Origin of the sequence: Bacillus sp. FSL M8-0025 (assembly GCF_037975475.1) — a bacterium.
Classification (GTDB): domain Bacteria; phylum Bacillota; class Bacilli; order Bacillales; family Bacillaceae; genus Bacillus; species Bacillus subtilis.
Genome location: NZ_CP150258.1, coordinates 3527846 through 3541974, shown reverse-complemented (window position 1 = coordinate 3541974; position 14129 = coordinate 3527846). Strand labels below are relative to the sequence as shown.

General features: G+C 39.1%; 10 protein-coding genes. 4 read left to right on the top strand and 6 right to left on the bottom strand.

Features of this window, described 5'->3' with window-relative positions; genetic code table 11:
- Positions 1-26 precede the first annotated feature (26 nt).
- Genes gerBC through gerBA form a run of 3 tightly spaced genes read right to left on the bottom strand, consistent with a single transcriptional unit; the run spans position 27 to position 3711 of the window.
- A complete protein-coding gene (gene gerBC, locus MKX38_RS18285; RefSeq protein WP_191603849.1) occupies positions 27-1151 on the bottom strand; it encodes a spore germination protein GerBC in 1125 nt (374 codons plus the stop codon).
- On the bottom strand, positions 1148-2254 hold the full coding sequence (gerBB, locus tag MKX38_RS18280) for a spore germination protein GerBB (RefSeq protein ID WP_015251082.1): 1107 nt from the start codon (positions 2252-2254) through the stop codon (positions 1148-1150). Before gerBB ends, gerBC begins: the two co-directional genes overlap by 4 nt.
- Positions 2255-2259: 5 nt before the next feature.
- Positions 2260-3711, bottom strand: coding sequence for a spore germination protein GerBA (gerBA, locus tag MKX38_RS18275; RefSeq protein WP_003243291.1), 1452 nt, complete (start codon positions 3709-3711; stop codon positions 2260-2262).
- A 264-nt stretch (positions 3712-3975) separates the two neighbouring features.
- Here gerBA and manA point away from each other — a divergent pair, with 264 nt between their 5' ends.
- Both manA and lytD read left to right on the top strand, forming a co-directional pair.
- Entirely contained in the window at positions 3976-4926 is a 951-nt protein-coding gene (gene manA, locus MKX38_RS18270; RefSeq protein WP_167408483.1) for a mannose-6-phosphate isomerase, class I, read from the top strand.
- A 129-nt stretch (positions 4927-5055) separates the two neighbouring features.
- Positions 5056-7698: a beta-N-acetylglucosaminidase LytD gene (gene lytD / locus MKX38_RS18265; protein WP_033884189.1), complete on the top strand. Its 2643-nt coding sequence runs from the start codon at positions 5056-5058 to the stop codon at positions 7696-7698.
- Positions 7699-7757: 59 nt separating this feature from the next.
- Here the strand turns inward: lytD and MKX38_RS18260 are convergent, their stop codons facing one another.
- From MKX38_RS18260 to tagA, 3 genes are all read right to left on the bottom strand, one after another.
- Positions 7758-9086 (bottom strand): teichoic acid biosynthesis protein, encoded by a 1329-nt coding sequence (locus MKX38_RS18260; RefSeq protein ID WP_033884187.1) that lies wholly within the window; start codon positions 9084-9086, stop codon positions 7758-7760.
- Positions 9087-9206: 120 nt separating this feature from the next.
- On the bottom strand, positions 9207-10352 hold the full coding sequence (tagB, locus tag MKX38_RS18255; RefSeq protein ID WP_009968271.1) for a teichoic acid glycerol-phosphate primase: 1146 nt from the start codon (positions 10350-10352) through the stop codon (positions 9207-9209).
- Between the two features lie 33 nt (positions 10353-10385).
- A complete protein-coding gene (gene tagA, locus MKX38_RS18250) occupies positions 10386-11156 on the bottom strand; it encodes an N-acetylglucosaminyldiphosphoundecaprenol N-acetyl-beta-D- mannosaminyltransferase (RefSeq protein ID WP_003227919.1) in 771 nt (256 codons plus the stop codon).
- 399 nt (positions 11157-11555) lie between these two features.
- Here tagA and tagD point away from each other — a divergent pair, with 399 nt between their 5' ends.
- Complete coding sequence (gene tagD / locus MKX38_RS18245) at positions 11556-11945, top strand: glycerol-3-phosphate cytidylyltransferase (RefSeq protein ID WP_003227921.1); 390 nt, start codon at positions 11556-11558, stop codon at positions 11943-11945.
- Positions 11946-12105: 160 nt separating this feature from the next.
- A complete protein-coding gene (gene tagE, locus MKX38_RS18240) occupies positions 12106-14127 on the top strand; it encodes a poly(glycerol-phosphate) alpha-glucosyltransferase (protein ID WP_032722623.1) in 2022 nt (673 codons plus the stop codon).
- Positions 14128-14129: the final 2 nt, after the last annotated feature.

The window sequence follows — 14129 nt, the reverse complement described above, 5'->3', positions numbered from 1 at the left end:
GCGATCATGCGCACCCTTTTGATTGCTTACTTTCCCACCGTGCCAAAGTTAATGATTTTAAAAGAAATATCGTACTTAAAATCAGTCTCAGAAAATATTTCATCCCAATGCCCTTTTACTTTATTCCAGTAGTCAGGGTGTTGAATCCTTATGTGGTCTGATAAAAAGACCGGATCGGTTTTATACTCGTGCTGCAGTTTATCCATTACCTGCTTAACATCTCGTTCAAGCTTTTTCGCAAAAATGTTCTCCAGCCTGTGTAAATATCTTTTGCTAAAGGAGTCTTCATTCGGGTTTTGGTCTTCTGTCAGGATGCCCTTCGTTTTAACAGAAATCTGAAAGACAGGCTTTCCGTTTTCAATGACGGGCTTAATTTTCGTTTTCGACTTTTTAATTTCAAACGTAATCGGATGTCCTTTATCTGTCGTCGGCATGACACCGCCTTGGATCGTCCCCATGACCCATGACAGTGTTTGGGTTTCATCAGCTGAAAGAAACCCAACGAGTTTATTGCTGCCCCTTTTGATAATGCCTGCTCCGTCATACTTGGCTTTTCCCTTTTCGTTTTTCACGGTTTGAATAAGATAACTGTACCCGTTCTGAGAGTAGACAGAAGCTCTTCCGATGCGCAGCGGTATCATAATCTTACCGTTATATCCGCTGTGAGTTGTCAAATCAATCAGTTTTTCGGAGGGCATCGGTTGCTGCTGATTGGGGTTTCCTTTTGTGAAAACATCAGCTGCATTCCCTCTGGCTGCCATCAAATAGCTGCTTCGCCGCAGCTCATCATCCCGGATAAAGTGGTTGAGGACTTGGTCTACATTTTGATTCCTCATCAGTTTTTCTCCCAGAAGAATCACTTTTAAATGATCGCTATAAACAGGAGGGTCCTTGATGGATACATCACTGACTGCTTCAAGAATCGTTTTCCCGTAGGACGTCACATTGACAAATTCGGGTTTTCCGGATGCTTGGCTGTCTTCGCTTTGGGGAAGAAGGTTTTGATACGTCAGTTTGTACTGGTGATCATCTGTCTCATCGATCGCCAGCCCTCTTGCGAAGGATAGTTGCTCGATATCTTTGACATCCCAGCACCCGCAGAGGACCAGCAGCATAAAAAACATGACGGAGAATTTTGATGCTGTTTTCATTGCAGCTGCCCCCTCCCTATTTTTTTCTGTATCCAGCTTAAAAACCAGACGAAGAATGGAATTGTAATCACAATTAAGAAAGCATATCCAAGAAGTGTCCCGTAATAAAACACGTCATTCAAGTCCTTGGGATACATCGTTATGAAAAACGTCGCAGCCAGCATTGCAGTCAGCAGCCATGCATTGTTTTTATTTTTTAGATGAAAGATTTCCGTTAACCCGATATGGGCGCCTTTAAAGGATCCGAGCATACAGGCAAATTGCTGGGCTGTCCAGGTCAGCTGTAAGAACAAATCAAATCGTTCAATAAAAATACCCGGAACCTCTAATGCGTGAATAAGGGAAATGGTCGGCCATGTCACCGTTTTTGCCTCAGCCACAGTCATACAGCCAATCACAATGAGCAAAGTAATGCTGTAGAACAATGTGGAAGTCGCGATGCCCAGAGCAACAGCCTTTTTCACTTGCTTTGGATCTCTCATAAAGGGGACCAGGTAAAAAATGATTTCAAATCCGGAGAAATATAATAATGTTTTTGGGAATAAAGAGAAAAAGCTTTGATAGCCTCCTTCAAATACCGGCCGGATAAAATCAAGCTGGAACAAGCGAAAGCTGAACATCAGAAGCATCATAAAAATAATAAGGGTTATAGGAAAAATATAAGCGTATACTTTTGCAATTGAATAAACGCCTCCGCCTACATGATAGATGGCAACTGCAAGAAATATAAACACCACAACTGCCATTGGGGTGTTTTTCAACAAAAAGAATCCGACAACTTCTCCCAAAATCCGAGCTTGAAAGCAAACAATTCCAATGAAATATAGACAGATATATAAATTCAATAGAAAGCCGATGAATTTTCCAGCTACAATGTTATTGAGCTTAAAAAGAGTTTTTCCGCTGTTTTTTTGAAGAAAAGGCAAAAAAAGCAGAACGATGATAATAAAAATAACGCCCTGGAGCAGTATCATTAGCCATCCGCTCGGACTGCCGGTTTCGGCGGCTGAGCGGGGAAGGGTCAGCACCCCGGCACCAATCAATGTGCTGCTGATCATAATGAGCGTCTGCATAAATGTCAGTTTATGCTCTGATTTCCTCATAGCCATCACCTTTGTCTGATGTTATCTTCGGGATCGTTTCGTGTCGGTCTTCTTTTTAAAAACATCGTGGGAATACGGATGACTGTGTCTTTCAAATCCTGTCCAGGCTGCGCCATGATCGGGATAATGTAATCCTGGCCAAAGCTTTTCAGGCGCATGAGATGGCCGATCACAAACAGATAAACCATTATAACGCCGTACATGCCAAGCGCTGTTGCACTTATCATAACCCCGATCCGAATGATCCGCAGCGGAAAGTTATAGGCGTATGAAGGAACGGTAAAGGATGCCAGTGCTGTGACAGAAACGACAATGACCATAAGCGCACTGACAATTTGCGCCTGAACAGCTGCCTGTCCGATGACAACGCCGCCGATAAGGCCAATTGTCTGTCCAATCGGCTTAGGCAGCCTTAATCCGGCTTCTCGAATCAATTCGATCGTAAAGATCATGATAAAGGCCTCTACAAAAGGCGGGAATGGTACGTTAAGCCTGCTGCCTGCAATGGAAATGGCCATTCTAGTCGGCAATAGCCCGGTGTGAAAAGAAACGAGAGAAATATACAGACCGGGCAAATAAATGGTGATCAGGATGCTGGAATAACGAAGAAGGCGTACAAGTGACATTGGGATCCAGCGCTGGCTGTAATCATCGGGCGAATGAATAAATTCGTCAACCGTAGCCGGTACAATCAAAGCAAACGGCGTACCATCCACTAATATGGACACTCGCCCTTCTAATAGAGAACTTTCGACCCGGTCCGGTCGTTCTGTGCTTAATATTGTGGGGAAAATTGAAAATGGTTCGTCTTCAATCAGCTGTTCAAGCGTCCCCGATTCCGGCAAATTATCTATATTGACTGATTTCAGCCTTTTAAACACTTCTTTGACGACATAATCTGGGGCGATATCCTGAATATAAGCGACAGCGATTTTCTTTTTGGTCCTTTTTCCGAGTGTCATTTCTTTGATGACGAGATTAGGATCACTCGTCCGTTCACGCAAAAGCGCCGTGTTTGTCCGCAGCTTTTCAATAAATCCTATTTTAGGGCCGCGTTCCACGACTTCGGAGGAGGGTTCATCAAGACTGCGTGTTGCGACTGACTTTGTGTCGAAAGCTAATCCTCCGCGATAGCCATCAGCGAGCAAAATGGCTTGCCCTGAAAAAACGAGCTGCTCTATTTCTTTCATTGTAGAAACAACGCTGTGGTGAAAGCCGAAAAAAAAGGCGGATAAGTCTTCAATCGAGCATTCCTTATGGGCCAACGCCTCTTTTTGTAAAGGAGAAATGACGTATTGCGCCAGCATTTTATTCTCTGTCAGACCGTCAATATACAGTAAACACGCCTTTTGTCTGCTATCTCCGAAAGCAAATGTATAAAACATCATATCGTCGTTTTGTCCCAATGTTTTTTTCAGTGTGTCTAAATTGTTCTGGAGATCAGAGTCGATTTGCATAGTTTCTCTCCTTCGTAAACAGATTGACGGTTTTTATTAATTTGTATCAAAAAAGGAGAATTATTCTTATCGAGGAAAAGGCTGAAACAAAGCTTCTTTTCGACGTGATATAATAGATAGGAAGCGTTTTCTTTGAAGGGGTAATGAAAAGATGATGCTTTGTACATATGTTGTCATCGGAAAAAGGCAGCTTATACGGGCGTTTGTAAGAGGGGCGCACCGGGAAAATGATGATCAGTTATTTACAGGGGAGGGGTACGGATCATGACGCAATCACCGATTTTTCTAACGCCTGTGTTTAAAGAAAAAATCTGGGGCGGAACCGCTTTACGAGATAGATTTGGATACAGTATTCCTTCAGAATCAACGGGGGAATGCTGGGTCATTTCCGCTCATCCAAAAGGACCGAGCACTGTTGCAAATGGCCCGTATAAAGGAAAGACATTGATCGAGCTTTGGGAAGAGCACCGTGAAGTATTCGGCGGCGTAGAGGGGGATCGGTTTCCGCTTCTGACAAAGCTGCTGGATGTGAAGGAAGATACGTCAATTAAAGTTCACCCTGATGATTACTATGCCGGAGAAAACGAAGAGGGAGAACTCGGCAAGACGGAATGCTGGTACATTATCGACTGTAAGGAAAACGCAGAAATCATTTACGGGCATACGGCCCGCTCAAAAACCGAACTTGTCACAATGATCAACAGCGGTGACTGGGAGGGCCTGCTGCGAAGAATCAAAATTAAACCGGGTGATTTCTATTATGTGCCGAGCGGAACGCTGCACGCATTGTGCAAGGGGGCCCTTGTTTTAGAGACTCAGCAAAATTCAGATGCCACATACCGGGTGTACGATTATGACCGTCTTGATAGCAACGGAAGTCCGAGAGAGCTTCATTTTGCCAAAGCGGTCAATGCCGCCACGGTTCCCCATGTGGACGGGTATATAGATGAATCGACCGAATCAAGAAAAGGCATAACCATTAAAACGTTTGTTCAAGGGGAATATTTTTCGGTGTATAAATGGGACATCAATGGCGAAGCTGAAATGGCTCAGGATGAATCCTTTCTGATTTGCAGCGTGATAGAAGGAAGCGGTTTGCTCAAGTATGAGGACAAAACATGTCCGCTCAAAAAAGGTGATCACTTTATTTTGCCGGCTCAAATGCCCGATTTTACGATAAAAGGAACTTGTACCCTTATCGTGTCTCATATTTAAACTTAATCTCACTTCGAGATTAAGTTTTTTTTATTAGAAAATGGAAGTGATTCACCTATAAATGAAGCATGCGCGTGCCGATAAATAAACTAGTTTTATATACTCATAGAATAAGAAAGAGGAGAAGGAATGAAAAAGAGACTAATCGCACCTATGCTTCTATCCGCCGCGTCCCTTGCCTTTTTTGCCATATCTGGTTCTGCCCAGGCAGCCGCGTATACCGACTACTCACTATATAAAGTAGAGCCGTCGAATACGTTCAGTACAGAAAGCCAAGCCTCACAAGCTGTCGCCAAACTGGAAAAAGATACTGGCTGGGATGCATCCTATCAGGCTTCAGGCACAACAACGACCTACCAAATTTCCGCCTCAGGCATTCATAGCGAATCAGAAGCGAAAGCAATACTGAGCGGACTCGCCAAACAGACATCGATTACAGGAACGTCAAGTCCTGTTGGAAGCAAACAGCCATATGTCACCATCTCGTCAGGTGCCATCTCCGGAGAAAAACAGGCCAACACTACCCTAGCAAAGCTGAAACAGGAGACGGGAGTGGCAGGCGCTGTAAAAGCTTACGGAGCAGCTCGGCCCTATATGAACGTCATGACATCAGACATTGCTGATGAGACAAAAGTCAAGGCGCTTATCCAGAGCCTGGCTAAGCAAACAGGGATTAAAAGCTCGTATCAGCCCATCACACACACGGTGTCTGTCACAACCATTCAGTCTGGCACAATCGTGGGAGACAGCAGAGCAGCGCAGATCAAAAACGCCTTCCAAAAGGAATCCGGGCTGCATGCATCATTAAAGGAAACGGTGAAAGGACAAGCCTATTATACGTTCACAACTGCCGCTATTTCAGGTGAAGCGAATGCCAAAACTCTATTGCAGCAGCTGAAACAGAGCACTGGCATCACAGGCAGCTACAAGTCCATCAATCAAAAAACAACCGTTGAGTCATACAATGTCCAATCAGCTTATTTCAAAGGGCTGAATACAGTAAAGGACGCCATCAGCCAAATCAAGAAAAACACTGGCGTATCCGGCAGTTATCAACAGGTTGGAAAAAGCACATCATATACCGTGAATATGAAGGGTATAACAAAACAGCAGCTCCAAAAAATAGACACTTTCTTTAAAAAGAAAAAATGGCATTACACGTCATCCAGCGTCAAAAAAACGACAACGTCTGCAGCTTATCAAATCACGACGGCAAAGATTTTAGGCGAGCAGCAAGCAAACAAAGCAGCAGCCTTCTTTGCTCAGAAAAAAGTAAAAGCTGCAAAAACAGCAGCTGGATCAACAGCAGAAAATCAATATCAGCTCATCTCAGAAGAAACATCAGATCAAGCAAAAGTCACAAAGGGCTTGAACATATTAAAGAAAAATCAGCTGAGTGCTTCTGCGAAATCCGTCAAAAAACAAATAGCTGACACGTTTAAAATCACAACCGAATCTCTGCTTGATCAAACGAAAGTCAATCAGGCACTCACGTTTTTCAAATCGAATCATATATCAGCAGCAAGCCAGAAAACCGGTCAGACAGCTGCGAGCAGCTATCAAATCACAACTGAAGCTATCATCAGCCAAGAAGAGATTGACCGCGTTTTAACATTTTTCAAACAAAATAAAATCGCAGTCACAACATCAAAAACAGGCCAGACTGCATATACACAATACAAAATCGTGACAACACAGCTCAGCAGCAAAACAGCATTGAACAATGGGTTAACCTATCTTAAATCGAAAAGTGTAACCCCCAGCTACACATCGAAAAGCAATACGCTTTATAAAATCAGCGTAAATGAGCAGTTCACAGGCAATGATACAGCTGCTGCGGCATCATTGAAGCTAAAACAATTATACGGATGGACATCATCTATCGTGAAGATCAAAAACGGCCCGCAAATCATGAAAACAAACTACAATCTCTCGCTTCGTGATATGGTCCAAAAACAAATGACAGTAAGTCCGCAAACAGACGGAGCGGCTTACGTATCGCTCACGTACATTAATACAGCAACATCAACCGTTACGGCTGATGTACTAAATATCCGGTCAACGCCGGAAGTCAGCCCGACAAACGTGATCGGCCAGTTTAAAAAAGGCGATAAAGTGAAAGTCATCGGACAGATAAACGGCTGGGCTAAGATCAATTTGGGCTGGCGAAACGCAAGCAGTGATGAAGTAGTTCAATACGTGGATCCGAATAACTTTTCCAGAGACAGCAAATACTACTTCCAATTTCTCAAGCTGTCACAGACAGCGGGTCTCAGCGTTACTGAGGTCAATCAGAAAGTGCTTGCGGGTAAAGGCATCCTGACAGGGAGAGCAAAGGCATTTATCGATGCCGCCAATCAATATAGCATCAACGAACTGTATTTAATCTCACACGCTCTTCTGGAAACAGGAAACGGGACATCCGCTTTAGCCAATGGATTAACCTATAACGGAAAAACCGTATACAACATGTATGGAATTGGAGCATACGACAGCAATCCGAATTACTACGGAGCCAAATATGCGTACGAGCAGGGCTGGTTCACACCAGAAGCGGCCATTATCGGCGGAGCTAAATTCATAGGCTCATCGTATATCCACAACACAGCTTACAATCAGGACACACTGTACAAAATGAGATGGTCAGCTACAGCGACACATCAATACGCAACAGACATCGGCTGGGCGTACAAACAAGTAAACCGCATGTACAGCCTGTATTCATTGCTGGACGGCTATACACTTTACTTTGATGTTCCGGAATATCGATAAAAAACTTAGAAAGTTGCAAATAGGCTGTAGCTATTTAATAGCTACAGCCTATTTGTTTATCACACCTCAATCTTGTCCGCAACAATCATAAAAATACTCATTCTTGAAGCATTTGAGATGGCTGCATCATCGGGTCTGATTTTTGTACTCCCTTTCATAAAACCTATTTCAAGCACATTTGATTTTTCTCCGCCGGCAAAATACCAGGATCCCATTCGGATATCCTTTTGTTTTAAGCGGAAATCTCCTTCTATCGATTGATGCAGTAAACTAATATAGCGTTCATTTAATGTGACTTGCAAGTTTCCATCTGCATTGATAGTAATATTTCGGACTAAATTTGATGTGTAAGATGGTAAATAACCTGAAGTCGGAACCATCCATTTTTTGTTTTGAGCATTATACTCTAAAATGAAGGTTTGCATAAATGGTTGAAATCTTTCTGGAGGTGTATCTTGGTGCCCCACGGTTTTTAATAAAGGGGATCGAAGCATAGGTACATGATTCATGAAGTTTTCATAAGAATGGTATGCATAAATTCTGCTTATACGATTTCCTTCTTTTCCACTTGTAATTCCCACCATTAATGATTTTGCCCCAGTTTCAGGATTGGTGTACATACAGATCCCTTCCGGTTCACGGAAGTTATTCTCATATCTGGTGGACAAGTCTTTGCCAACAGTAATTTCTTTTTGCAGCACTATTTTATTATCGGAATCAAATACAGTTATGAGATTCGGATAGCTTTTGCTGTTTGTATCTCCTGTATACCAATATAAATAACCGTCATCTAAAAAGAAACCTTGTAAATAATGAAGTTCGTCAGGAATGTTAATAGTATAAAGAGGATTGTTTTTATTTGCTATTGCATCGTCCAGGTTAAAGATTGTCACCCACTGTTTATTATTATTATTTTTTGTATCGTATTGTCTAATTGCCAACTGTCTATTCTTCATATCAAGAGCAGGTGTAACCCTATGATCGAAAGGCATATTCGAGAATCGCTGAAGTTCTTTAGAATTTTCATCTAAAGTCGCGCCTGCTTTATATGGGAAACAAACTAATTCACTTTTATCTGTTTCGTTTGGTTTATCGTATAGAGACCAAATATAAATGGTGCCATTACGGTTTTCAATTCCAATATTTGTACCATGACCTCCATGTTTCAACAGCATGCTGTCTAATTGTAAACCTTCAAGAGATAGACGAGTTATGCGATAGCTTTGGGTGTTGTCTTTTCCTAATCCACTTGCGACTTGGGTTGTATAAATTTGGTGGTTTTTCTCATCGAAATTGAATGATTGAAGTACGGTTTTGTCTGCTACACGTAGTTCAGTAAATAATTTTGGCGTGATGTTGGTGAAATCAAACAGTTCTTTTTTTCTCATAAATTTACCACCTCTATTATTATTTGCTGCCATAAGCAACTAATTACATTAAAGCAAACATACGTTCGGTAGTCAATAGAAAAAAAGAACACTTGTTCTGTTTTGAACAAGTGTCATCATTTAGCTTATTAAATTTTCGATGAAATTCAATAAATTTTGGCTTGAATTCCCATCAGAATACTTATTCCATCTATCGGAAAAAACTTTTATTTTGGAATAATTAAATGGGGTTTGAATTTCATTTATTAATGATTCACTGTCATAGCAGGCTCTTCCAGGTATTATGGAAAGATAATTATCAACCAATCCCCGCTTCTGTTGATAAAGTTTTAAATCGTAAGTATAAAAAAGAATGGGTTTATTTAAAATCGAAAATTCAAAGGGAACAGAAGAATAGTCAGTGATTAATATGTCTGCAGCCATGAGTAGATCAAACAAGGCATAGTTAGAAACATCTTTAATATAATCACTGGAATATTTAATATCAATATTGTTCTGAATGGCGGGATGCAGCTTAACAAATAAAACATATTCTTCTTTTAACTGATGAATTAATTGTTCTTCTGTAAAAGGCAATTGAATTGATTGCATATTATAATCTCTAAACGTCGGTGCATAGAGGATTATTTTTTTTCTTTGTATGTTTAGAGTATCTGAAATTTTTTTCTTGTTTTCTCGGTAATAAGGGTCTGTTAAAGGTACACCTATTTTTAATAATTGGTTATCCTTTATTCCAAATGATTTCTTGAAGATATTTGCCATCTCTTCTGAGCCAACAGTTAAATAATCATACGAACTGTATACTTTTTGGAACCTTTTAATATCAGTTTTCGTCCGTTGCATGTTTGTAATGTCTTCCAAACCAAATTTTTTGAGTGAGCCATTTGCGTGCCATACTTGGATACATTTCGTTTGCTTCCGCTTATTTAACACACTTGTTAATAGAAAGTAATTATCTGTTATGATCACTTTACTGTTAAACATTAGGTATACAGCTTTAATGAGATGGATAGGGTTTTTTTCTTGTAATAAATATGCATCTACATTCGGGAAGCTCTCGGCAATAGCAGAGGCCTGCTGGGTATACAGGATGTTAAGTTTATAAGAGTATTGTCCTTGTTCATATTCCTCAAGAATCGCTTTTGCGTTTGCTTCGAATGAGATCAGGAGGGTCACTTTGCTTTCAGGTTTCACCCATTGCAGAAAAAAGGCGATTGCTGATAAAAAATACAAATAGCAATTCGCCAGTAGTGATCTTATTTTCATTTTTATCATCCATTTATTTGAAAGTTTTCGTTTTTAAATCTGTTTTGTATGATCTTTTTCAGGCTTTGGATAGAAAGTTTTTTTGTTTTTTTCTTCTTTTAAAACCGTTAAAGCATATTTTGGGATGCTAAGCATTCTTTTCCATCGCCATGGATTCAAGATTAACCGGTAGAACCATTCTAAATTTAAACGTATCATCCAGGAAGGGGCCCGTTTGACATTACCGCTAAATACATCAAAGCTTCCTCCTAGACCTATAGATACGGCTTTAGGGAACAAGTGTCTGTAGTTATGAATGAATTTCTCTTGATGAGGATACCCTAAAGCTACGAATACCATGTCAGGATTTGCTCTTGCAATTTGTTTTGCCACTAGGGTGCGATCTTGAACATAACCGTCTGAATAACCTGCGATTTTAATGTTTGGGTATTCAGAAGAAATTTTGGATACAACACCTTTTATAACATCTTTCTTCGCACCGTACAGAAATATGCGTTTTTTCTTTTTGTTAGCAACGCCCAGAAGTTCTTTAAAAACATCGTAACCTGCGATTCGGGACTGAAGCCTGTTGTTAGTCAAACGTGACATCATGACTACACCGATCCCATCAGGCAAAATGAAGTTTGAAGAAGATAGTACATCAAAGTAGTCCCGATCTTTAATAGCTGCAAATGCAATTTCAGGGTTGACTGTGGAAATGACAGCACCAATCTTTTGATCAATATAATGTTTCTCTAGGTAATCGATAAATGATGTTAAGTTACTGTTAACATAAGGAATATTGTGAATAGTCTCTGTTTGCATGTCTGGCTCCTCCTTCCTTTAAGATTCTATTTATATAGTTAAAAACCGAGAGTTTCTAAAAGCAAAATCAAGCTACCTTATATTTTAACATAAATCTTCAACAAAGGATTAACATTATCTTTACATTAAATTTAAATATGTTTCCAATTTTACAATTGAATGAACGAATGAACAACAGACCTTGGTGCCAATGGAGTCTGAGTGTAATTACATATTTTGGAATGTTTTTCTCCTCATGAGTACTTAACCTTTTTTAGGCGGTATGCTATAATTAATGATCAGTGAAGACATACGAGAAATATGTCGATATAAGGAATACAAACAGGTTTTTAGAATTTAATCGCTAACGTCAGTAGTGTTTTTAATAGTGTTTAACATTAGGAAGGAGCGTTTCTTTAAATGAAAAAAGTTATCACATATGGAACTTTTGATTTACTGCATTGGGGTCACATTAAATTGCTTGAGCGTGCAAAGCAGCTTGGTGATTATTTAGTTGTTGCTATTTCAACGGATGAATTCAATTTACAAAAGCAAAAAAAAGCTTATCACAGCTATGAGCACCGTAAATTAATTTTAGAAACCATTCGATATGTGGACGAAGTAATTCCTGAAAAGAATTGGGAGCAAAAAAAGCAAGATATTATTGATCATAATATTGATGTTTTTGTTATGGGGGATGACTGGGAAGGTAAATTTGACTTTCTCAAAGATCAGTGTGAGGTTGTTTACCTCCCAAGAACAGAAGGCATCTCTACAACAAAGATCAAAGAGGAAATTGCTGGTTTATAATTTAGGATCCTGATATCATTGGTTCAATATCTAATTAAAGTACTTCTTATTGAAATAAGAAGTACTTTTTGATGCTTACATTGATTTTTGTGACTAAAGTATCCGGGTAGATATAAATTTCAATGATCATATATTCTAGATGCCGAAAGGGAGTAAAAAATTGTCTTTACATGCGGTGAGTGAATCTAATATAAAACAAATTCCTGACATGGATTATTATTTTATCTCTGGTGGACTGCCAAGTAATTATGGCGGTCTGACGAAATCATTATTATTGCGTTCAAAATTATTTGGAGAAGAGTGTAACCAAAACACCTTTTTCTTAACGTTTCGTTTTGATTTAGAGTTGTCTTCAAAAATTGATGAATTGTACAGCAACGGTAAGATTGATAAAAAATTCACAAGTGTTATTAATCTATTCGATGATTTTTTAAGTGTTAGAACAAATGGGAAAAGATCATACGAAGAAAGGATAGGCCTTGACCAGATAAAAAAGCAAGTTGGAATGGGAAAATTTGCAAAAACTGTGTCGAGATTGTTTGGTAAGAAGAACAATGAAATGTCTGTAGTTTACTACGGAGATGGAGAAACTATCCGGTACGTCGACTATTGGAATGATAAAAACCAGCTCATAAAGAGAGAGGAATATACGAAGAACGGAAACTTAGTTCTCGTTACTCATTATGATGTGCAGCTAAACAAGATGTATCTGCAGGAATATATTAATGACCAAAATCAAGTATATTTAGACAAACTCTATGTATGGAACAATGAAGAAAAAGATGTTCAATTATCTCATATTATTTGGTACTCCCTTGAGGGTGAGATAAAAGTAAAAGATGAATCGGAACTGCGTCAATATTGGATAGAATATCTGCAAAAACAAAATGATAAACCTAAGTTGTTTTTAGTGGACAGCAGACCGCAAGACAAACATGTCTTTAAAGTGAAAAAATCACCTTCTTCCTATTATGGAGCAATTATTCATAACAAGCATTACGGCAGCAATAAATATCAAATTAAGGGTCGCTATAAAGAAGTATTTAGTCAGATGTATAATTTGGATGCTGTCTTTTTTATAACTGAGGAGCAGCTAGAAGATTTTAAATTGATTTCAGGGGAACAAGAGACGTTTTTCTTTACTCCGCATACAATTGATAAGCCTCTTGATCCCGCTGTATTGAATGTGCCGAGTGAAAAATACAAAGCTGTCATTATTTCAAGACTTGCATCTATGAAAAATCTGATACATGCAGTAAAAGCATTTAGTTTAGTCGTGAAAGAAATTCCTGAAGCAAAACTTGATATATTCGGATCGGGTGAAGATTTCGAAAAAATAAAAAAAGAAATTGAAGATACCAAACTGCAGAATAATGTCTTTTTGAAAGGCTATACGGATAACCCTGACTCAGAGTTTCAAAAAGCTTGGCTAACCATCTCAACCTCTCATTTTGAAGGGTTCGGTCTATCAAATATGGAGGCACTGAGCAATGGATGTCCAGTTGTAACATACGATTATGATTACGGAGCAAGGAGCTTAGTTACTGACGGAGCAAATGGATATGTCATTGAACAGTATAATATAGAGAAATTGGGTCAAGCTATTATCTCTTTGATGAAAGATGAAAGTACTCATCAAAAATTTTCAGAACAAGCTTTTAAAATGGCTGAAAAATATTCAAGACCCAACTATATTGAAAATTGGGCTTTTGCTCTTAATCAGATGATTGAGGTGCGAATAGAAAGAGAGAAGTTCTCTAAAAAGGTTGGAAAAAAAGATCCTTCTATTAGTTCCTATACTGAGGATTTTGATAAAACTAAAATAGAAATTGACATTGAGAATTTTGATCATAATGATATTAAAAAAATACGTTTAGTGGGCTTGGACAGAAAGAATAAGGCTGAAATTATTTCAACAAACTTACAAAATGATCAACTGTTTGTAATTGATCTCGAAAAAGATGTAAATATTGAAAAGATAGCTGCTAATAAAACCCAAGTTATTGATTTTTATATTGTTTTCAATGCAAATGGCCATATTAAAACAATGCGAAGACTTTCGAGTGAAGAAACAAAATTGTCAGGAAACAGTATAGATACTAATAATGGCTATAGAGTAGAGCCCTATACAACAGTTAAAGGCAATTTCTCTTGGAGGGTCACGGAAATAAAAGAGAGTTAATA

Coding starts and splice junctions, on each gene's coding strand:
- gerBC (WP_191603849.1), bottom strand. CDS start 1,151: ATGAAAACAGCATCAAAATTCTCCGTCATGTTTTTTATGCTGCTGGTC.
- gerBB (WP_015251082.1), bottom strand. CDS start 2,254: ATGAGGAAATCAGAGCATAAACTGACATTTATGCAGACGCTCATTATG.
- gerBA (WP_003243291.1), bottom strand. CDS start 3,711: ATGCAAATCGACTCTGATCTCCAGAACAATTTAGACACACTGAAAAAA.
- manA (WP_167408483.1), top strand. CDS start 3,976: ATGACGCAATCACCGATTTTTCTAACGCCTGTGTTTAAAGAAAAAATC.
- lytD (WP_033884189.1), top strand. CDS start 5,056: ATGAAAAAGAGACTAATCGCACCTATGCTTCTATCCGCCGCGTCCCTT.
- MKX38_RS18260 (WP_033884187.1), bottom strand. CDS start 9,086: ATGAGAAAAAAAGAACTGTTTGATTTCACCAACATCACGCCAAAATTA.
- tagB (WP_009968271.1), bottom strand. CDS start 10,352: ATGAAAATAAGATCACTACTGGCGAATTGCTATTTGTATTTTTTATCA.
- tagA (WP_003227919.1), bottom strand. CDS start 11,156: ATGCAAACAGAGACTATTCACAATATTCCTTATGTTAACAGTAACTTA.
- tagD (WP_003227921.1), top strand. CDS start 11,556: ATGAAAAAAGTTATCACATATGGAACTTTTGATTTACTGCATTGGGGT.